This is a genomic window from Brevibacillus choshinensis (assembly GCF_001420695.1).
In the GTDB taxonomy this organism is placed as follows: Bacteria; Bacillota; Bacilli; order Brevibacillales; family Brevibacillaceae; genus Brevibacillus; species Brevibacillus choshinensis.
Window position 1 is genome coordinate 800,829 of sequence record NZ_LJJB01000013.1, and the last position, 20,985, is coordinate 821,813.

The following is a 20,985-nucleotide window of genomic DNA, read 5'->3' on the forward strand; positions in this document are numbered from 1 at the left end:
CGAGAGAAGAAAGGAGGGCATTCATTGCCATTTACCTTTGCGCACCCAGCCATCGTTCTGCCACTTCGCCAGCATCACTACTTTCATTTTCCTGCCTTACTCATAGGCAGCATGGCGCCCGATTATGAATACTTCTTTCGAATGCAGGCTTATAGTACATACAGTCATACCATCGTAGGGGTGTTTTATTTTGATATACCGCTAGTGATTATGCTGTGGTTGTTGTATACCCATGTAGTGAAAAGACCGTTGCTCCACTCATTACCAGCATTTATAGGCAAAAGCTTTCACCTAGACGGAACGCGACAATCTACGGATGCGCTTCGATCATGGCGGTCCTCAGTGATCTTTTTGTACTCTGCTTTGCTTGGCATCATCAGTCATCTTGTTTGGGATGCCTTTACGCATAAAGGGGCTTTTGCTGTTGCACGGTTACCATTTCTTACGCAGCATCTCTCATTGGGGGGAATAGATCTGCCGGTGTACAAGGTGCTACAGCATGGGAGCACATGTGTTGGTTTTGCCGCCATTGCTTTTGTAATCTGGAGGTGTGGGAAGGGAATCCCCACTTCAACTGTAAAAAGGGTAGTACCTGCGTGGTTGAAATGGCTGTACTGGCTTGGAATAGCTACTGGGGGAGTAGCAGTTGCTTGCCTTCATCTTTTAGCTACGAAAGGATCTCTGTCCCTGACACACCTCTTGTCCGGAATCGTTCCTTTCTTGTCAGGGTGCATGATCACCTTGATCGTTCTCTCATGGTTTGTAGACAGGTTCACGTTGAAAAAATAGGGCAGGTTTACCTTGTTCGTGAGTATACTAATGTATGACGAAGAATTAGGTGATCTCGTGTGAAACCGTCGAACAGGTGGTATTTCACAGACCATACTACCAACACTCATTTTTGAATGACAGGTGGGTGATAAGCTTGAAGCCAATGGAGAGCAATATTTTAGTTGAGTCAAGTGGAATTCCGAGTTCAACCAATCGTATTCAAGTAGTATTCAAGCGTGAGCTCCCCAAAAAGCCAGCAAATACATTGGCAGCAAGTATTAGTGCAACAGCACCCTCGGAATTGTTGTCATTATTTGATGAATTGGAAGGGCTTGTAGGATTACAAGAAGCAAAGAAAACGATTTATGAGATCTATGCATTACTCAAAATCAACAAAGAGCGGGAAAAACATCATCTAAAGCAGGAAAAGCAAGTATTTCACATGGTATTCAAAGGGAATCCGGGCACCGGCAAAACGACGGTTGCCCGTTTATTTGGTAAAATGTTCCGTGAGATGGGTATATTGAGTAAAGGACACTTAATAGAAGTCGAACGTGCGGATTTGGTAGGAGAATTCATCGGGCATACGGCACAAAAAACGCGTGATCTGGTCAAGAAAGCGCTGGGGGGCATCTTGTTTATCGATGAGGCGTACTCATTGGCTCGGGGCGGCGAAAAAGATTTCGGCAAAGAGGCAGTAGATTGTTTAACCAAAGCACTTGAGGACTCAAACAAAGACTTCATCTGTATTATTGCCGGTTACAATGAAGAAATGGAGAATTTCCTGGATCTAAACCCAGGCCTTCCTTCTCGTTTCCCCGTTCACATTACGTTTGACGACTACAGTGTCGATGAATTATTGGAAATTGCAAATATCATGGCACGGAATAAAGATTTTGAAATTACAAAAGATGGACTAGAAAAAATAAAGAGAACCGTCTCAGGAATTGTAAGTGACCCTTTCCAGATGAATTTCAGTAATGCGAGGTTTATCAGGAATTGTATTGAAAAGGCAATTAGAGTTCAGGCCGTTAGATTAATCAAGGCAAACGAGTTTGGACGAGATGATTTAGTAAAGCTTAAACCAGAAGACTTCTCTATTTAGTCTTCTGGTTTTTTAATATGATGCCAGATGACTAATATTGGCTGTGATGCAAATACTAACGTCAAATAAATTTCCAAGAGGTGAATATCATGGCACGATCAAATCGTCTCATCAATGAACAGGCTAATGCGGTTCTAAACCAGCTGAAGAACGATATTGCCAATGGATTTGGGGTAGCACTTGGGGGAGAAACCACATCGCGTCAGAACGGCTCTGTAGGCGGCGAAATGACGAAGCAATTGGTACAATTTGCGGAGAAGCAACTTACTCAAGTCTAATGAGCGTTAAATGTCACGACAATTAATACCCCCTTTGATTTATTCATTGGGGGTATTTTTGGTATGTGGACATCATGCCTGAAGGACAGCGCATTTTGTCAGGGGTACGCCGTAACGAATAAGGGGAAATTGTGGTATGATAGGGGAAGAAAGGGCGTGAATCGGTGAACGATCTGATTAAAACCAAAGAGACCGCCATCTTGGTTGGTTGCCTTTTAGATAACCGTGATGAAGAACGCATGCGTCTGTCACTTGAGGAGCTACAAGAGCTCGCGGATACGGCCGGCGTGGAAGTGTTAGATGTGATCACGCAAAACCGTGAACGGATTGACCCGGCCTGGTATTTAGGCACCGGTAAAATCGATGAGCTCGCGCAACGTGCTGAAGAGCTGGATGTGGATGTCGTGATCTTTAACGATGAACTTTCTCCGAGTCAGACTCGTAATCTGGATCGTATTTTTGATTGCAAAGTCATTGACCGGACCCAGCTTATTCTCGATATTTTCGCAGGTCGTGCTCAGTCTCGCGAGGGGAAGATTCAGGTAGAGCTGGCTCAGTACAACTATTTACTCCCTCGTCTGGCAGGGCAAGGCAAACAGCTTTCTCGCCTGGGTGGTGGGATTGGTACGAGAGGTCCTGGTGAATCCAAGCTGGAGAGCGATCGCCGTCATATTCGCAGAAGGATTACGGAGCTCAAACAGCAACTGACCGATACCGTTCGGACCCGTCAACTCCATCGGGAAAGACGGAAGAAAAACAATGTCTTTCAAGTTGCGCTGGTCGGTTACACCAACGCAGGCAAGTCCACGATTCTCAATCAGTTGACGAATGCCAACACCCTGCAGGAAGATAAGCTTTTCGCGACTCTCGATCCGACGACACGTCAGCTTTCCCTTCCAAGCGGGATGGAGGTACTACTCACGGATACGGTTGGATTTATTCAAGATTTGCCAACAAGCCTAGTAGCTGCGTTCCGTTCTACACTGGAAGGGGTTAAGGAAGCTGACCTGATTTTGCACGTAGTCGACAGTCATCATCCTGACTTGCAGATTCATATCCAAGTAGTCGATCGGATTTTGCGCGAATTAAAAGCGGAAGACATTCCCCAGCTCGTTGTTTTTAACAAGGCAGATGCCATGGCTGAAGGTACGTATTTGCCTCCCGCAGACGAGTGGATCTTGATTTCTGCGATGCGAGAAGATGATTTGAAACGTTTGTTAAAGCGGATTGAATCATATGCGCTTGCGACTTTTAACCAAATGACCCTAAAGGTGCCTGTAGAGCGCGGAGATATCCTGTCGCTTTTGCATCGGGAAGGAGTCGAGATGGAGCAACATTTTGATGAAGAAGAAGAGTCCTATCGTGTCACGGTACGCGTGAATCGGGATAACCCGATTTATGGACGGATTGCCCCTTTCCTCCTGGACAAACCAGAGACTGTCGAAGAGAGTTGGTAAGATAGCTGATGTTTCAATATTTTTCCCATGGCGAGAAGCTTCGTCCTCTCGTCTTAGAAGTAGAAGCGACGATTTCAGAAAGACACAGACAGGTCGCGGCGCTCGTCGATACTAATCAATTAAAGGTGCTGCGCTCGTTTCAAAAGCATGAAGTCAATGAATTTCATTTCTCTCCATCGACTGGGTACGGCTACGACGATTCCGGTCGTTCCACATTGGAATCCATTTACGCAGAAGTATTCGGGGGAGAAGCGGCGCTAGTACGACCGCATATCATCTCGGGCACACATGCCATTGCGATTTCCTTGTTTGGGGTATTGCGTCCAGGTGATGATTTGCTTTATATCACTGGTAAACCTTACGACACGTTGGAAGAAGTCGTTGGTGTACGAGGAGAAGGGCAAGGCTCGCTCAAAGATTACGGGATTGGCTACAGCTACGTCCCACTGACACCTGAGGGTGAAATCGACTTCATTGCGGTTGCGGGAGCCATCACTCCTAAGACAAAAGTAATTGGCATCCAGCGCTCACGTGGGTATGCAGATCGCCCTTCCTTTACGATCGCCAAGATTCAAGAGATGATCCGACTCGTCAAAGAAATGAAGCCAGATGTAATCGTGTTCGTTGATAACTGCTACGGAGAGTTTACCGAAGAGCAGGAGCCTTTGCATGTAGGGGCCGACATCATGGCAGGATCGCTTATCAAAAATCCCGGTGGTGGCTTAGTCAAAACCGGGGGATACATCGTCGGTCGACAGGACCTCGTGCAACTGGCCTCTTACAGGATGGCAGCACCAGGGATAGGAGCAGAGGGTGGAGCATCACTGTATTCTTTGTTGGAAATGTTCCAAGGCTTTTTCCTAGCTCCTCACGTTGTAGGGGAGGCACTGAAAGGTGCGGTGTTTTCTTCTGCGATCCTGGAACGACTCGGGTTCAAAACGAACCCACTTTGGCATGAGCCTCGCACAGACTTGATTCAATCCGTAGAGTTTGGATCTGCTGAGCGTCTTATCGCGTTTTGCCAAGGGATACAAAAAGCAGCACCTGTTGATTCGCATGTAACACCCTACCCGAGTGAAATGCCAGGGTATGCGGATCCAGTGATTATGGCAGCGGGAACGTTCATTCAAGGGGCAAGCATCGAGTTTTCTGCGGATGGTCCTATTCGCCCGCCTTACCTTGGCTTCGTTCAAGGCGGCCTGACATACTCCCATGTGAAAGTCGGGATATTGACGGCACTGAATGGATTACTGGAAAAGGATTTGCTTGATATTCCTGTGTCTGAATGATGAAATGGAAAACAGCGATACGTCATGTTTGTCAAGTGGCGTCCCGCTGTTTTTTTAATTGTCATAACTTGTTACGTAATCTTTTCTAACATCTGTTGACAGGGTTTGTGATGTTGCATACAATAAAAGCATAAGGAAAACAATTGAGGAGGGACAAGTCATGAGTGATGACATTCGCCGGAATATGGCCCTCTTTCCCATTGGAATCGTCATGAAGCTGACGGATCTTACTGCGAGGCAAATTCGCTACTATGAACAAAACGAGCTTATACACCCAGCCCGCACCGAAGGGAAACAGCGCCTCTTTTCCTTCAACGATGTAGATTGCCTGTTGGAAATTAAAGCCCTGATTGAAAAGGGACTTAACATTGCGGGAATCAAGCAAGTCTTGCAAATGCAAGAACCTGCAGCGGAACAGACTGAGATTTCCACTACTTCTGAGGCAAAACGCAAGGATATGACCGACAAGGAGTTACACCAGCTCCTCAGACAACAGATTATGTATCACAATGCTTCTCGTAATGGCGAGAATGCATTGATACGTGGAGAGCTTTCCCGCTTCTTCCACTGATATAAAGGGTATACAGAGACAGGAGGAGAGAAATGTGAGCAAGTTTACGAGAGAAGACATTATGCGTTTGGCCCAAGAAGAGGACGTAAGGTACATCCGGTTGCAGTTTACTGACCTGATGGGGATTATTAAAAACGTAGAAATCCCTTTGTCCCAACTGACTAAGGCACTCGATGGCAAAATGATGTTTGATGGATCTTCCATCGAAGGATTCGTTCGTATCGAGGAATCTGACATGTACCTGGTTCCAGATTTGGATACATGGGTAGTATTCCCTTGGGGTAACGAGCATGGCAAAATTGCACGTCTGATCTGTGATATCCACAATCCGGATGGCTCTCCATTTGAAGGTGACCCACGTTATATTCTGAAGCGTGCTCTGAAAGAAGCAGAAGATATGGGCTTCACAGCATTTAACGTAGGTCCAGAACCTGAGTTCTTCCTGTTCAAACTGGACGAAAAAGGCGAGCCTACTCTTGATCTGAATGACCAAGGCGGATACTTCGACTTCGCTCCACTCGACCTCGGTGAAAACTGTCGCCGTGATATCGTGCTGACTCTGGAAAAGATGGGCTTTGAAGTGGAAGCTTCTCACCACGAGGTAGCTCCAGGTCAACACGAGATCGACTTTAAATATGCAAACGCGTTGCAAGCTGCTGACCAAATTTTGACTTTCAAGCTAGTAGTAAAAACGATTGCTCAAAAACATGGTCTGCATGCGACATTCATGCCAAAACCTCTTTATGGTGTAGCTGGTTCTGGTATGCATGCGAACCAATCGCTGTTCCGTGGAAAAGAAAATGCCTTCTATGATGAGACAGACGAAATGGGTCTGAGTCAAACAGCTAAGTATTATCTGGCGGGTATTTTGCAGCATGCACGTGGTTTTACTGCAATTACGAACCCGTTGGTAAACTCCTACAAACGTTTGGTTCCAGGATACGAAGCTCCATGCTACGTTGCATGGTCTGGTAAAAACCGTTCTCCTCTGATTCGTATCCCTGCTTCTAGAGGAATGGGTACTCGTATCGAAGTTCGCAGCCCAGATCCTTCAACAAACCCATATCTGGCCCTTGCTGTTATGCTAAAAGCTGGCTTGGACGGTATCAAGAACAAAGTGACCGTACCACCTGCAATTGACCGCAATATTTACGTGATGTCCGAGGAAGATCGCGAAGCAAACGGGATTGAAAACCTGCCTGCTTCTTTGAAGGAAGCGATCGAGTGCCTGAAATCTGACCCAGTTATCTGCGAAGCTCTGGGTGAGCACGCTCTGGTTCACTTCATCGAAGCAAAAGAAATCGAGTGGGATATGTTCCGCACACGCGTTCACGCTTGGGAGCGCGAGCAGTACATGAGCACTTATTAATTAGCGAAACCCCTTGTGCCTCTAGGTGCGAGGGGTTTTTCTTTGCCTAATTTCCATGGTCTTTTCAAAGAAAGATTTGTACGTATGAAAACGATGTAGCCTCATATGATCCTGCTGAAGCCATTGGTCACGAACGAAAAGGCAAAGCCAGGACCGTATTTGACATTTAATTGAAAGTGGTGTAAAACTGATATAACCAAATGACCTTACCAAATTCATTGACGAGAAAGAGTACGCTATTACCTTGTTCCCCAGAGAGTTGGCCTCGTGCTGAAAGCCAACGTTCAAGACTTAGCCGAAAATCCTCTCCGAGAAGGAAAGCTGAAGAGACGTAAGTAAGCTGCCCCGGGATCCCGCCGTTACAAGGGACGCGTATGATGGTACGTAGTAGAGTGCTGAAAAGTCATGAAGGATATGATCTTTTCGGAACAAGGGTGGTATCGCGAGATGAAATCTCGTCCCTTAGGGGGCGGGATTTTTTTGTTTTTCTTGGACACTCCCTCCATCAATTTATCAGAAGAAGGGATGAAATCGATGAGAACAGTGGATGCGAAAGAAAAAGCGAGGGCACGAGAGCTCCGTATTTTAAAACAGTGGAAACAAGACGATACGTTTCGAAAATCGATTGAAAATCGAGTAGGTAAACCGAACTATGTGTTTTACGAAGGTCCTCCAACAGCCAATGGCCAGCCTCATATCGGGCACGTACTTGGACGTGTCATCAAAGATTTTATCGGACGATACAAAACGATGTCGGGATATCGAGTCGTTCGTAAGGCAGGCTGGGATACGCACGGTCTACCTGTAGAGCTTGGTGTGGAAAAGCAGTTGGGGATATCAGGCAAACAAGAGATTGAAAATTACGGGGTAGCGAAGTTTGTAGAACAGTGCAAAAGCAGCGTTTTTGAATATGAGAAGCAATGGCGAGAGCTAACTGAGGGTATTGCTTATTGGACCGACATGGACCATCCATACGTTACACTCACCAATGAGTACATCGAGAGCGTCTGGCACATCTTGTCCGAGATCCACAAAAAAGAACTGCTGTACAAAGGTCACCGCGTTAGCCCGTATTGCCCGGATTGTCAGACGACGCTGAGCTCTCATGAAGTAGCTCAAGGCTATGAAGACGTGAAAGATCTGAGTGCAACTGTGAAATTTCGGAGCAAAAATGGTGAGGATATATTTCTCGCATGGACGACGACACCATGGACACTTCCTGCCAACGTAGCTTTAGCAGTGAACAAAGAGATCGACTATGTGCGTGTGAAAAAGAACGATGAAGTGTATGTGGTAGCCAAGAATCTTGTCGAGACCGTCATGAAGGAAGACTTTGAGATCTTATCTACACATAAAGGAGCCGAATTCATCGGTACCGCGTATGAACCACCATTTGGCTATATCAACGTTAACAAAGGACACATCGTGGTCGATGCCGACTATGTCAGTGATAAAAGCGGTACAGGTATTGTCCATATTGCACCTGCGCATGGAGAAGACGACTATCGCACGACGCGGCAGCACAACTTGGATTTTGTGAACGTGGTAAATCTGGCAGGACGTTACACAGACCAAGTTACTGATTTTGCTGGGCGTTTTGTCAAAGAGTGTGATGTCGATGTCGTGAAAGACTTGGCCCATCGTCATTTGTTGTTCTCGAAAGAACGGTATGAGCACAGCTATCCATTTTGCTGGCGCTGCAAGTCTCCTTTGCTCTACTACGCGATGGAAAGCTGGTTTATTAAAACAACCGCAATTAAAGAACAGCTGATCGAAAACAATAGCAAGATTGACTGGTACCCTGGGCATTTGCGTGAGGGGCGTTTCGGCAAATTTCTGGAAGAGCTCGTATACTGGAATATCAGTCGCAATCGTTACTGGGGAACACCGCTCAACATCTGGCTTTGTCAGGCCTGTGGATGTGAATATGCGCCCGGAAGTATAAAAGAATTGCGCGAACGATCACTGGAACCGATTGACGCGAGCCTGGAATTGCATAAGCCGTTTGTAGATGATGTGAAATTGCGATGTGCGTGCGGTGGCACCATGGAAAGAACGCCTGAGGTGATCGATGTATGGTTTGACAGTGGATCGATGCCGTTTGCCCAGTACCATCACCCGTTTGGCGACGAAGAAGAATTCCAGGAGCAGTATCCTGCAGATATGATCTCGGAGGGGATTGACCAAACGAGAGGCTGGTTTTTCAGCTTGCTGGCCGTATCCACACTTTATAATGGAAAATCTCCTTACAAAGCCGTCATCTCTACGGGACACGTACTGGATGAGAACGGTCAAAAGATGTCCAAAAGCAAAGGGAACGGGATCGATCCTTGGGAAGTAATCGAAGAATTCGGCGCGGATGCGTTTCGATGGGCTCTTTTGTCTGACAGTGCTCCGTGGAGCAGCAAACGATTTTCCAAACGGATCGTAGCTGAAGCAAAGTCGAAGGTGATCGATACTGTTCATAACATCCATGCTTTTTACTCCATGTATGCGTCGATTGATCAATACAAGCCTCAGGAATTTGAACAGCGAGAGACGGTGAACGAGTTGGATCGTTGGGTGCTTTCCCGCTTGAATTCCACTCTGCAGCATGTAGAAAAAGGTCTGGAAAGCTACGATTTTATGAATCCGGCAAAACAGATCGAGACATTCGTCGACGAATTGAGTAACTGGTACATTCGCCGTTCACGTGACCGTTTTTGGAGCAATGACATGGCGGATGACAAAATATCCGCCTACCAAACCCTGCATGAAGTACTCGGAACTCTTGCGGGGATGATCGCTCCGTACGCACCGCTACTTGCGGAAGATATTTACGGTAATTTGGTAGGGAAGGAAAGCGTACACTTGTCCGATTATCCAAAGGTGAAGTCAGACGCTATTGACACTGCGCTCGAGAATGACATGGAAACCGCACGTCAAATCGTAGAGCTGGCCCGAAACATCCGCAACGAAACAGGTATCAAGACACGTCAGCCTTTGTCTGAACTGATTGTCTCCATCGATCGTCCTTTCGATGTGACTCGATATGCATCCATCATAAAAGAAGAAATCAATGTGAAGCGCATTCGAATAGAGCAGAATGACAGTGGATATGTGACCTATCACTTCAAACTGAATCTGAAAGTGGCTGGAAAGAAATACGGTAAGCTTGTCGGACCAATCCAAAGCTATTTGAAAGAATTGACCGATTCCGAAGCATTACAAACAGTGGACCGCGGATACTTGGAATTCACCCAATCAGGAGAAGAAATTCGAATCACAATTGACGAGTTGCTGGTAGAGAAGCAAGGGAAAGCAGGATTTGCTTCCGCTTCTGGCTACCAAGTCAATGTCGCTTTGAATACGGCGATCACAGAGGAGCTCGAACAAGAAGGGATCGTACGTGAAGTCATACGCGCCATTCAAGATTATCGCAAGAAAATGGTTTTACCGATTGAAAAACGGGTGATTCTTACATTGGATGTCGATTCACAAGTAAAAGAAGCGCTGGAGCGATTTGATCAAGTGTTGAAAAACAACGTGCAGCTGTCGGAAGTGAAATTTGGAGCAGAAGCTGACATGGAGACGGCTTCGATTGGAGATCGAAGTATCCGATTACGCATTGAATAAGGATAGGCATAACTAAGCAAAAACCAGCTCAACACGGGACATCGTGTTTCTGCTGGTTTTTGTGCTAGGGCTAAAGCATATAGGATTGTAACTCTTCAATAGAAAGGTGCTCCATTTCCAAAAGCGCTTGATACGGATCATCACCAGGAATCCCAAAATAGCGAGCGAAAGCAGGCTCCGTCTTGATACCTTGTTGTTTGAGAAGCTTGATTTCCCGATAAGCTGCGTCACCCCCCAAACGAAGCAAGCGGGACTCGATAACCATATGACGATAAGCATTCTGCTGTTCGACCGGGAGCGGCTGGGCAAATAGTTCGAACCAAAAGCCAGTGTCATAAAAGCCAATCACACTCGTTTGTCTACCTTGAATGAATAGTCGAGTCTCCTGATAACCTTCCTTATGGCTATAGGCTGCACGGACATCTGCATCAAACTGATCGAGATCGTGGCTGGTACAAATGATATCCAGATCACTCGCATCTACATCGATGTTGAGTGGTATGGTGCCTGCCAGTACAGGATCGTAAGCTTGCAAGGTCGCTATGACGTTATTATGAGAAATGGCTTTCCAAGCTGCTTGTTGTCTTGACGTACCCGTAAGTAAATAGGAAAGGTCTCGCCAGTTTGTCATAAGATTGCCTCCGAGCCGTTTTATTCTGTCGGTTTTGGGTTACGATCGTAAGAAAGGAATCACTGGATTATTGTAGAAGGGTTTGATACAAATTGCAACGGAAATGAAACTGACACGTATACCATACAGAGGGGAGTGGGACTAGTGGAAATACTGTTATGGATCATTGTGGTGGCGTTGTTTGCCTTAAGTATCGCCGGGATCTTTTTGCCGGTTTTACCTGATACCATCCTGCTGTGGGCAGGTTTCTTGCTCTATCATTTTTTTATCGCCGATCCTGGTGCAGGACTGCCCGCCTCATTTTGGTGGGGGATGGTCGCACTTAGCGTTCTTTTGTACGGAGCAGACCTCTTGACCAACATTTACTTTGTGAAAAAATACGGAGGCTCCAAATGGTCTTCCATTGCGGCAGTCGTAGGGATTTTTGCCGGGATATTTTTGTTCCCTCCATTTGGGATGATCATTCTACCGTTTGTGTTCGTCGTATTGGTAGAGCTTCTCATGCAAAAACAACCGATGGAGAAAGCGATTAAAGCTGGCTTTGGATCACTGATTGGGTTCCTGGGTAGCGCTGTAGTCAAAGTAGTATTGCAGCTGACGATGATCATCTGGTTTTTTATCGCCGCATGAAGACAGTAAAAAGGACAGCCGAGGCTGTCCTTTTTCATGTACTTAGATTAATGAATCAAACGGTATACGCCAATGACTTTACCCAGGATCGAAACAGCATCCAGGATGATCGGCTCCATCGTTGCATTTTCCGGTTGGAGTCGGAAATGGTTTTTCTCTTTAAAGAAGCGCTTTACGGTAGCTTCATCTTCTTCGGTCATAGCCACTACGATATCACCATTATTGGCTACGTGCTGTTGACGAACGATCACATAATCGCCATCGAGGATACCTGCATCGATCATACTGTTTCCGGAGACCCGAAGCATGTACACTTTGTCCGATGTCACGATGTTTTCAGGTAAAGGAAAATATTCTTCCACATCTTCAATCGCGGTGATAGGTTGTCCAGCTGTTACTTTTCCGATGACAGGGACGCGAACAACGGAATCTTCAAAATCATCTTGAAAGCGATCTTCCTCAGACAGAAGCTCAATCGCACGAGGCTTGGTAGGGTCACGACGGATGAGACCTTTCTTTTCCAGGCGGGCCAAGTGTCCGTGAACAGTAGAACTGGAGGCAAGACCAACCGCTTCACCAATTTCCCGGACAGAAGGCGGGTAGCCTTTATCACGGACTTCTTTGCGAATGAAGTCGATGATGGCTTGCTGTCTATTCGATAGTTTTGACATATAAGACACCTCAGTTTTCTCGAACATGTTTTCCTATATTATACCATGGGATCTTGCGTTCGACAAACATAAGTTCGATCTTTTTTTGTTGACATGAACATACGTTCCCATATATGATGAATACAAGAGAACGGAACGTACGTTTGTAGGAGGGATTATTGATGTCAGTCATGACTGTACATAACCGCTTTGAAAGAAAAGAAACACGACGTGCAAGGTTCGGTATCACCCGTGGGCAGGCCATTTTGTTTCTGGTTAGCTTCTCTCTCTTTTTTTACTTGTTAACCGAACTGGTGTTTGCTTCCGGGGTCGATGAGGTACTACCTGCAAAAGAAGTGACCGTGCAAGCAGGAGATAGCTTATGGAAGATGGCTGTTCGTTATAAAGAGGAAGCGAAGATGGATGTGAATGAACTCGTCGTTGCGATCAAAGAGGCGAATGATTTGGATGGAGTCGTGATTTACCCGGGACAGACCTTGAAAATACCTCTCACGCAGTAAATGACTACCTGCCTGCGTGTGACCGATCGCTTGCGTCAAGCTAGGGATATGGTATAATGGAGCGGCATTACTCACAGGTGGGGAGGAACCAGTAGTGGTATCTGACGCAGAAATCAAACGTATTAATGAATTGGTGAAAAAATCGAAGGAAGTTGGTTTGTCCGAGGAAGAAAAGCTCGAACAAAAAGAACTTCGTCAAAAGTATATTGATGCTGTAAAGCTTTCGTTGAAGGGGAGCTTGGATTCCATCCGTTACGTGGAAGACCTTGAAGAAAATGGTCGGAAACAGTAAGATAACAGATATTGATAGCACAGACATCCTTGCTTGAAGCTAGGGTGTCTTTTTGTTCCGAACTGAGGAAAAGGGGAGAGGAAAATGATACCATGGCTGGCGGTGGCAGCGGGTGGAGCGCTGGGATCAATCATGCGCTATGGCCTCTCGCTAGTGGCCAATCAACCGGGCTGGCCGCTAGGAACGTGGCTGGCCAATGTGGTGGGTTCTTGTCTCATCGGCATGTTGTCTGTCTGGGGGAAAGAACGGGGTATCCTGTCACCTGAGATTTACCTCTTATTTGCAACAGGCGTTATGGGCGGATTTACGACTTTCTCCACATTTTCTCTGGAAGTCATCTCGTTTTGGGGAGAGGGACAAATCCTTCGAGGAATCATGTATGCCCTACTAAGTGTAGTAGTTGGATTGTTATCCTGTGCAGCAGGAATATGGATGGCACGGCAGTGGACGTAGTTGACCTAAATGGAATGGACGAGAGGGGGGATGGGTATGAGTACCCAACACCGGGAATACGAGCAGGAACAAAAGAAGCTTGATGAAACGATCGCGATAATTGACAGTGAAATCACACAATTACGTGAGGATATTCGTGAGGCAACGGATGACTATGTAAAACAGGTCGTGAATTTCAAGAAAGCGAAAGAATTGCGCTATCTAGAAGATCAAGGTCGAGAAAAGCCGTACTTCGGGCGAGTCGATTTCATGAAGGATGAAATTTATGAGCTGGACCAAGTTTACATTGGAAAACGGGGGATCGTCCGTGGCGATACTTTTGATTCTGTTGTCGTGGACTGGAGAGCACCGATCGCTAGCCTATATTATTCCGGAGAGAGTAAAGAAGCCTTTTACCGAATGGGGCGCGAAATCGTTCGTGGTGAAGTGACTCTAAAGCGTAATTTTGCCATGGAGGAAGGGAAAATCACCGGTATCTATGATGGAGCGGTAAAAGAAACGATTCATCGGGAAATGGGAGATCCGGATGACTTTCTGCAGGAAGGCTTCATCGATGAATTTTTGGCAGCAAACCTGAATCAGGCAAATGACAGCAAGCTAAAAGACATCGTCGCTACGATTCAATCCGAACAAAATGATATTATCCGGGCAGAAAAAGAGCGACCGATTGTCGTTCAAGGGGTAGCAGGTAGCGGGAAAACAACGATAGCGCTGCACAGGCTGTCCTATCTGATTTATAACTACCAGGATTCCATGATGTCCAAAAAATTCATGGTGTTCGCCCCCAACCGGATGTTTCTTACATATATCTCGGATGTCCTGCCAGAGCTGGGAGTAGATGACGTGCAGCAGTCCACCTTCGTAGATTGGGCTGCTCGACTCGTCAAGCCGTTACTGCCAAAAGGGTGGAGAATCACGAGTCCGGATAAACCTATCCTGCTGTTCTTTGAAGAGGGTCAAGACGAACAAGAGCAGAAGCAGACGCGAAATCGCTTGAGATTCAAAGGATCACTCGAATGCCGAGACGTGTTGGAGCAGTACATCCGTTTTGTCATTGAGACGAGAATCCCGTTTAAAAAGCTGAGCTTTCAGTACAACAAGACTAAGCATGTCTTCACGATTAGCAGCGATTTTATCCGTCAAAGCTTTCTCGAGCAGTTTGCCCATCTTCCTTATCAGCGAAGATTGGACTCATTGCGAAAGCATTTGAAGCAGGAAATGAACAAGCAAATGTTTGCCCATTTGCGTGAGCTAAAAATCGATCTGGATAAACAGGGACTGGCCAAGTTTGAAAAAATGCTGGAACAAATCCTCGATATCTATATGACTTCCTTTCCAAAGCTGGAGGCATTTGCGGCCTATCGGGAAGTGATAACGGATGAGGAGCTTTTGCGCAAGCTCGTTTCACCGGAAGTTTCTGATACGGTTATACATGACGTTTGCCATTCTTCGAGCAGCCTGTTTGCAGAGGAACGCTTGGAGGCAGAAGACATTGCGCCGCTCCTCTATTTGCAGCACATCATCGAGGGCATGAACAAGGCGGAGCACTTCGATCATACGGTGATTGACGAAGCCCAAGACTTGAGTGCGTTAGAAATTGCGGTTGTCTCTCTGGCGACTAAGAATAAATCGCTCACCATTGTAGGGGATATCGCGCAAGGTATTCATTCGTACCGTGGCATTCATTCGTGGGAGGAATTGACCGAGGGAATTTTTCAAAACCTGCGTCCTTCCTATTACACATTGTCGCAAAGCTATCGCTCGACGATCGAAATTATGAAATGCGCAAATGAAGTGCTGCGGCAGATTCAGCTTCCGGAAACGGTCCTGGCAAAACCGGTGCTACGTCATGGAGAAAAGCCTATCATGGTGAGTCCAGCGACTCGAGCGGAGCTTTGGAAGGACGTTTCGGAGCGCGTAGCCTCCTATACCGCGGAAGGGTTCCAGACGATTGCGATTGTGACCAAGAGCATTGGCGCGAGCAAAAAAGCATATAAAGGCTTGCAAGACAGTATATCGGGTCTGACGCTGCTTGGTAGTAAAGATAACCAGTTTCCTGGTGGTGTCACTGTGATGCCGGCTTATTTGACCAAAGGGTTGCAGTTTGATGTAGTCATTTTGCTGGACGTTGATTCGTATGATGAATCCGAGTGGGATGCCAAATTGCTCTATGTCGCAATGACTCGTCCTGTTCACCGACTGATCATGACGTACGTAGCTGGCGGTATGACACCGCTATTACGTGAGATGCCATCCGAATTGTATATACAGGCGTGACGAACACATACAAAATCCCCCTTGCTGATTGATTCGGCAAGGGGGATTTGTGTGAAGGGACTTAGTGGTCACCTGTGTTACCTTTGGATGGGTTTGTAATAACAAAGCCTTCTTCTGGGAGGTACAGGTAATCGAGGATGATTCCGTCCAAGAGTGGCTCATCTTTTTTCACGATCACATCGATCTCTTTGTCGGTATCGATTACTTCGTCTTCTTCTGTAGGCTTGTCCAGAGCGAGACCGTAGTGAGCGTGGTCACCGTGCGCGTGTGTGATGTAGATACGCAGTTTCAGGTCTTTGTCTTCTTCTTGGTCAATAATGGTTTTCAATTGCTTCGCTGCGTTGCGCGTAATTTTTACTTTCATGGGACAGGTCTCCTAACTTTTATGTATGTATCCACTCCATATATTAGCAAAGAGGTAATTCCTGATGCAATGTTGAAAGTTTACAGACCAGTGAATGCAAAGGGGAGAAGAACCATGAGAAAAATTGATTTGCGTAGTGATACAGTCACAAAACCAACAGATGCCATGATTCGTGCGATGGCGGAAGCGGAAGTGGGCGATGATGTTTACCGCGAGGATCCTACGGTCAATCGTCTTGAGCAAATCGCGGCAGAGCGTCTGGGGAAAGAAGCAGCTCTGTTTGTTACGAGTGGTACGCAAGGAAATCAGGTAGCGGTTCTGACACATTGCGTGAACGGAGATGAAGTTATCGCTGAAGCAGAATCTCACATTTTTTATTACGAGGGAGGAGCGATGTCGGCATTAGCTGGCGTCCAGACTCGTACGTTGGCAGGGGTACGTGGTGCATTGCGCGGAGAAGACGTGGAAAAGGCAATCCGCTCCACCACAAATATTCATTTCCCTCGCACGAAGTTGATTTGCTTGGAAAATACGCACAATCGAGCAGGGGGAGCCGTGGTTACCCCCGAACAGATGAAGAGCGTGTACGATATAGGGCAAAAACATGGGATCCCAGTGCATCTGGACGGTGCGCGGTTGTTTAATGCCGCAGCTAGCCTAGGTGTTGATGTTCGTGAGCTCAGCCAGTATACGACTACGATTCAAATATGTTTATCCAAAGGTCTAAGTGCTCCTGTAGGCTCCATTTTGGCGGGTAGCAAAGACTTTATTGAAGAGGCAAGATGGTGGAGAAAGAAACTGGGGGGAGGACTTCGTCAAGTCGGTTATTTAGCGGCACCAGGCATTCTTGCTCTTACCGAAATGACGGAGCGGTTGGTAGAAGACCATGATAGAGCAAAGCAATTGGCCGAGGGCTTCCGCAAGCTCTCGCTAGAGGTAGAGCCAGTGGAGACTAACATCGTGCTGGTGAAAACGGACTCCATTAATCAGACCGCGGTCGATTTCTTGAAATTGCTGGCGGAGCAAGGCGTCTTTGCAGTTGACTTTGACGAGTATGTGATTCGCTTTACCACACATCGCCACATCTCGGAAGATGACATTCAGCATGTACTCGAAGTAGTCGAAGCATTGATCACAAGTGTCTCCGCATCCTAATCCTAACACAATGTGAGCAGCAGTCCCGATCTAGCCATATGGCATGGTCGGGGCTGTTTTTGTTGTGTAATTCTGTACTAGCAAAGAAATACTATAGCTATCCAACGTAGGGGAAAAGAGGGATGGACATGATATCGGCCAAGGATCGTCAACGGATACAAGTTCAGATGCAGCGTGACGAAAGTAGAATCGTCAATATCGTTCTCAACGATGCCCAGCAAGTGGCTGGAGAAATTGAAAAAGCCACCCACGAGGGCATCTTCATGGTGGATGGCCGTTATTACGGATATGAAGATATCAAGGAAATTAATGGACTGTAGGGAAAACGAAGGTGCTATAGCTTGGGTGCAGGGAAGAAATAGCGCAATCCGTCGGGCAACTCCTTTTGCCATAAGCCCCAGACGTGGTTGCCTGGCTTTTCTCGATAAGACAGGTTGGCTTGTTTGGTTTCTAGCACTTCTTTTGCAGCTCGATTCCATTGGACAAAGTCAAATGTACCCATATGAGTTTCAACGGCGAGCTCATCTAGGCCAACGACCATCCAAAGGTTGAGCCAGGATAGGCTGGAAGTGCTAGTCACCTGATCGAGCGTCGACTGGAAAAAGGCTCCCGACAAAGCGAGGACATGAGGAAAGATGTCAGGACGATCCAGGGCAAGATGCAAAGAGACTGTACCCCCCAATGAGTCTCCTGCTAACACGCGGGATGCAGGATCGCGACGAACAGGATAGCGTTCTTCAATAAACGGAAGCAACTCTTCCGTGAAAAATCGCTTGTAGGCAGCGTTTCGCGAGCCGACCGGAGAGTATTCACTGGTACGCTTGCTCCGTTCTACCGAGACGCCGACGATCAGGAAAGGCTCGATACCTTCCTCCAGGATGAGTTGATTAGCGATGGTCGCGATCCGTCCCATCGTAAAGAAGTCATTTCCATCCTGACAGTAGACAACAGGATAGGAAAGAAGCTCGTTATACCCGGGCGGAAGGTACACTTTTACGGAGCGTGGAGTGTCCACATGGATGCTGGGCACTTCTTCTTTTATGATTGTACGTTTTACATATTCGGACATGAATCCCACCACCATAATTTACTTTTTTGAAAAGAAAGTCCTTGAAATAAACTGATACAGCTTATATAGTAAATGATAACAGAGAGGAAATAAACCCTGTAATATCAATACTATAACACATTGAACAGACAATTTGTCTGCAGTATAACAGGGTTGCGCAGGAGGATCTGTAAGCCCTTTCCTGTAACTTCCAACTGTTCTTTTACTTTTCTTTCAGGGTATCCTCCGACAGCATTCGCGATTCTTGACTGAACGGACAGTCGTCCGGCTAGCAGAAAAGCGTCTGGGGTCCAAGGAACCTTTAATCCAGTGACGAGGTGAATGTGATGAGCGTAACCACTGCTGTTGAACAAACAGAGAACAACGCCCCGCTGCAAATTCTTGCTCCGGATGGAACGGTTGTTCGTCCTGATTTAATGCCTAATCTCTCCGATGATGAATTGCGTGAACTGATGCGTAAAATGGTATTTACCCGTGTATGGGACCAACGCGCAATCAGCTTGAACCGCCAAGGCCGCCTGGGCTTCTACGCTCCAGTTGCAGGTCAAGAAGCGAGCATGATCGGTTCTGAGGGCGCATTGTCCAAAGAAGACTTCATCCTGCCTAGCTACCGCGATATCCCGCAAATGGTATGGCACGGTTTCCCTATGCATCAAGCATTCCTGTACTCACGTGGACACATCGAGGGCGGACGCATTCCTGAAGGCGTAAACGTTCTGATGCCACAAATCATCATCGCAGCTCAATGTACACAAGCGACCGGTGTTGCTATGGGTTACAAACTGCGTGGAGAAAAACGCGTTGCCATCAACTACTTTGGTGACGGCGCAACTTCCCAAGGTGACTTTTATGAAGGGATGAACTACGCAGGTGTTTACAAGCTGCCAGTCATCTTCTTCTCCCAAAACAACGGCTACGCAATCTCGCTGCCGTTCGAAAAACAAACAGCTTCCGAGAACATCGCTGTCAAAGCAGTAGCTGCTGGTATTGCAAGCGAGCGCATTGATGGTATGGACATCATGGCAGTTTACTACGCGGTTCTAAAAGCGAAAGAGCGTGGGGTAAACGGCGAAGGTGCTACCTTGATCGAGGCAATGACCTACCGCTATGGTCCACATACCATGGCTGGTGACGATCCAACTCGTTATCGTACAGGTGAAGAGCAAAGCGAATGGGAACTGCGCGATCCATTGATCCGCTTCCGCAAGTTCCTCGAAGCAAAAGGCCTGTGGAACGAAAAAGACGAAGAAGCTGTTATTGAAGAAGCGAAAAAAGCAGTTGCAGATGCCATCAAAAAAGCGGACGAGGCTCCGAAAATGAAAGTATCTGAACTGATCGATTGTATGTTCGAGACACTGCCACCATCTTTGGAAGAGCAAAAGGCAGAATACCTGGCGAAGGAGTCGAAGTAAGCCATGGCACAAATGACAATGGTTCAAGCCATTACGGACGCAATGCGCGTTGAGTTGAAACGCGACGAGACCGTACTTGTCTTCGGGGAAGACGTAGGGAAAAACGGCGGGGTATTCCGTGCGACAGAAGGATTGCAATCCGAGTTTGGCGAGCAACGCGTTTTTGATACCCCTCTGGCAGAATCGGGTATTGGTGGTTTGGCTGTTGGTCTCTCGATCAATGGCTTCCGTCCTGTAGCTGAAATCCAATTCTTTGGATTCGTATTTGAAACCTTCGATGCGATCGCTTCGCAAGCGACACGTATGCGTTACCGTTCCGGCGGACGCTTCCACAGCCCGGTTACTTTCCGTTCACCATTTGGTGGCGGCGTAAAAACACCTGAGCTGCATGCTGACTCCCTGGAGGGTCTGATGCTGCAAACTCCGGGTCTGAAAGTGGTTATTCCTTCCAACCCTTACGATGCAAAAGGTCTCTTGATCTCCGCTATCCGCGACAATGATCCAGTGGTATTCCTGGAGCACATGAAGCTGTATCGTTCCTTCCGCCAAGAAGTTCCAGAAGGAGATTACGCGATTCCACTGGGGAAAGCGAACGTAGTGAAAGAAGGTACAGATGTGACCATCATCACTTACGGCGCAATGGTTCATACCAGCTTGAAAGCTGCGGAAGAAATCGAAAAAGCTCGTGGAGCAAAGGTAGAAGTAATCGACCTGCGTACCATCAGCCCACTCGACATCGACACCATCGTGGAATCCGTGAAGAAAACAAACCGTGCGATCGTGGTTCAAGAAGCTCAAAAAACTTCTGGCGTCGCAGCGGAAATCATCACGCAAATCAACGAGCGTGCGATCCTGCACCTGGAAGCACCAGTTCTGCGTATTACAGCACCGGATACCGTTTATCCTTTTGCTCAAGCAGAAGACGTATGGCTTCCAGATGTGAAGCGCGTAGTGGATGGTTTGACACAAGTGCTTGATTTTTAATTACAAGCAGACATAATCGGCGGAAAGATAAGAGCTTTCCGCCTTCTTTTGGCAAATATAGGGTGAAAATACGGCGAAGTGTTTATAAGGAG

Annotated in this window: 21 protein-coding genes and 1 other annotated feature; of the genes, 17 read left to right on the forward strand and 4 right to left on the reverse strand. The window is 46.9% G+C overall.

All coding sequences use genetic code 11. The features are described from left to right. Positions 1–24: 24 nt before the first annotated feature. From AN963_RS24080 to ileS, 8 genes are all read left to right on the forward strand, one after another. On the forward strand, positions 25–789 hold the full coding sequence (locus tag AN963_RS24080) for a DUF4184 family protein (RefSeq protein ID WP_055747075.1): 765 nt from the start codon (positions 25–27) through the stop codon (positions 787–789). Between the two features lie 145 nt (positions 790–934). After that, a complete protein-coding gene (locus tag AN963_RS24085) occupies positions 935–1,876 on the forward strand; it encodes an AAA family ATPase (RefSeq protein ID WP_055747852.1) in 942 nt (313 codons plus the stop codon). Between the two features lie 89 nt (positions 1,877–1,965). Next, complete coding sequence (locus AN963_RS24090) at positions 1,966–2,154, forward strand: alpha/beta-type small acid-soluble spore protein (RefSeq protein ID WP_055747076.1); 189 nt, start codon at positions 1,966–1,968, stop codon at positions 2,152–2,154. Between the two features lie 164 nt (positions 2,155–2,318). Continuing rightward, entirely contained in the window at positions 2,319–3,611 is a 1,293-nt protein-coding gene (gene hflX / locus AN963_RS24095) for a GTPase HflX (RefSeq protein ID WP_055747077.1), read from the forward strand. Between the two features lie 8 nt (positions 3,612–3,619). After that, complete coding sequence (locus tag AN963_RS24100; protein WP_055747078.1) at positions 3,620–4,900, forward strand: methionine gamma-lyase family protein; 1,281 nt, start codon at positions 3,620–3,622, stop codon at positions 4,898–4,900. Between the two features lie 160 nt (positions 4,901–5,060). Next, positions 5,061–5,471: a MerR family transcriptional regulator gene (locus AN963_RS24105; protein ID WP_055747079.1), complete on the forward strand. Its 411-nt coding sequence runs from the start codon at positions 5,061–5,063 to the stop codon at positions 5,469–5,471. Positions 5,472–5,505: 34 nt separating this feature from the next. Beyond that, positions 5,506–6,840 (forward strand): type I glutamate--ammonia ligase, encoded by a 1,335-nt coding sequence (gene glnA / locus AN963_RS24110; RefSeq protein ID WP_055747080.1) that lies wholly within the window; start codon positions 5,506–5,508, stop codon positions 6,838–6,840. Positions 6,841–7,049: 209 nt separating this feature from the next. Then, positions 7,050–7,306: a binding site (T-box leader), on the forward strand. A 68-nt stretch (positions 7,307–7,374) separates the two neighbouring features. Further along, positions 7,375–10,455: an isoleucine--tRNA ligase gene (gene ileS / locus AN963_RS24115; RefSeq protein WP_055747853.1), complete on the forward strand. Its 3,081-nt coding sequence runs from the start codon at positions 7,375–7,377 to the stop codon at positions 10,453–10,455. 70 nt (positions 10,456–10,525) lie between these two features. Here the strand turns inward: ileS and AN963_RS24120 are convergent, their stop codons facing one another. Continuing rightward, positions 10,526–11,086: a DUF4269 domain-containing protein gene (locus AN963_RS24120; RefSeq protein WP_055747081.1), complete on the reverse strand. Its 561-nt coding sequence runs from the start codon at positions 11,084–11,086 to the stop codon at positions 10,526–10,528. Between the two features lie 144 nt (positions 11,087–11,230). Between AN963_RS24120 and AN963_RS24125 the strand changes: the two genes are divergently transcribed. Then, a complete protein-coding gene (locus tag AN963_RS24125) occupies positions 11,231–11,716 on the forward strand; it encodes a DUF456 domain-containing protein (RefSeq protein ID WP_055747082.1) in 486 nt (161 codons plus the stop codon). A 47-nt stretch (positions 11,717–11,763) separates the two neighbouring features. Here the strand turns inward: AN963_RS24125 and lexA are convergent, their stop codons facing one another. Continuing rightward, positions 11,764–12,387, reverse strand: a complete 624-nt coding sequence (gene lexA, locus AN963_RS24130) for a transcriptional repressor LexA (protein ID WP_055747083.1) — start codon at positions 12,385–12,387, stop codon at positions 11,764–11,766. 161 nt (positions 12,388–12,548) lie between these two features. Between lexA and yneA the strand changes: the two genes are divergently transcribed. The 4 genes from yneA to AN963_RS24150 all read left to right on the forward strand — a co-directional run bounded on the left by yneA (position 12,549) and on the right by AN963_RS24150 (position 15,909). After that, entirely contained in the window at positions 12,549–12,887 is a 339-nt protein-coding gene (gene yneA / locus AN963_RS24135) for a cell division suppressor protein YneA (RefSeq protein WP_055747084.1), read from the forward strand. 94 nt (positions 12,888–12,981) lie between these two features. After that, positions 12,982–13,179 (forward strand): DUF896 domain-containing protein, encoded by a 198-nt coding sequence (locus tag AN963_RS24140; RefSeq protein WP_055747085.1) that lies wholly within the window; start codon positions 12,982–12,984, stop codon positions 13,177–13,179. An 84-nt stretch (positions 13,180–13,263) separates the two neighbouring features. After that, on the forward strand, positions 13,264–13,632 hold the full coding sequence (gene crcB / locus AN963_RS24145) for a fluoride efflux transporter CrcB (RefSeq protein ID WP_236708073.1): 369 nt from the start codon (positions 13,264–13,266) through the stop codon (positions 13,630–13,632). A gap of 36 nt (positions 13,633–13,668) precedes the next feature. Then, positions 13,669–15,909, forward strand: a complete 2,241-nt coding sequence (locus AN963_RS24150) for a HelD family protein (protein WP_055747086.1) — start codon at positions 13,669–13,671, stop codon at positions 15,907–15,909. Positions 15,910–15,970: 61 nt separating this feature from the next. Here the strand turns inward: AN963_RS24150 and AN963_RS24155 are convergent, their stop codons facing one another. Continuing rightward, positions 15,971–16,273, reverse strand: a complete 303-nt coding sequence (locus AN963_RS24155) for a HesB/IscA family protein (protein ID WP_055747087.1) — start codon at positions 16,271–16,273, stop codon at positions 15,971–15,973. A 114-nt stretch (positions 16,274–16,387) separates the two neighbouring features. Here AN963_RS24155 and ltaE point away from each other — a divergent pair, with 114 nt between their 5' ends. Both ltaE and AN963_RS24165 read left to right on the forward strand, forming a co-directional pair. Next, positions 16,388–17,428: a low-specificity L-threonine aldolase gene (gene ltaE, locus AN963_RS24160; protein WP_201783776.1), complete on the forward strand. Its 1,041-nt coding sequence runs from the start codon at positions 16,388–16,390 to the stop codon at positions 17,426–17,428. Between the two features lie 122 nt (positions 17,429–17,550). Further along, positions 17,551–17,748: a hypothetical protein gene (locus AN963_RS24165; RefSeq protein WP_055747089.1), complete on the forward strand. Its 198-nt coding sequence runs from the start codon at positions 17,551–17,553 to the stop codon at positions 17,746–17,748. 14 nt (positions 17,749–17,762) lie between these two features. Here AN963_RS24165 and AN963_RS24170 read toward each other — a convergent pair whose 3' ends face one another. Then, complete coding sequence (locus AN963_RS24170; protein WP_055747090.1) at positions 17,763–18,497, reverse strand: alpha/beta hydrolase; 735 nt, start codon at positions 18,495–18,497, stop codon at positions 17,763–17,765. Positions 18,498–18,823: 326 nt separating this feature from the next. Between AN963_RS24170 and pdhA the strand changes: the two genes are divergently transcribed. Together pdhA and AN963_RS24180 are read left to right on the forward strand one after the other, a co-directional pair. Then, positions 18,824–19,909 (forward strand): pyruvate dehydrogenase (acetyl-transferring) E1 component subunit alpha, encoded by a 1,086-nt coding sequence (gene pdhA, locus AN963_RS24175; RefSeq protein ID WP_055747091.1) that lies wholly within the window; start codon positions 18,824–18,826, stop codon positions 19,907–19,909. Positions 19,910–19,912: 3 nt separating this feature from the next. Next, the gene (locus tag AN963_RS24180) at positions 19,913–20,893 is read left to right on the forward strand and encodes an alpha-ketoacid dehydrogenase subunit beta (protein WP_055747092.1); all 981 of its coding nucleotides are present in this window, start codon (positions 19,913–19,915) and stop codon (positions 20,891–20,893) included. Positions 20,894–20,985 lie beyond the last annotated feature (92 nt).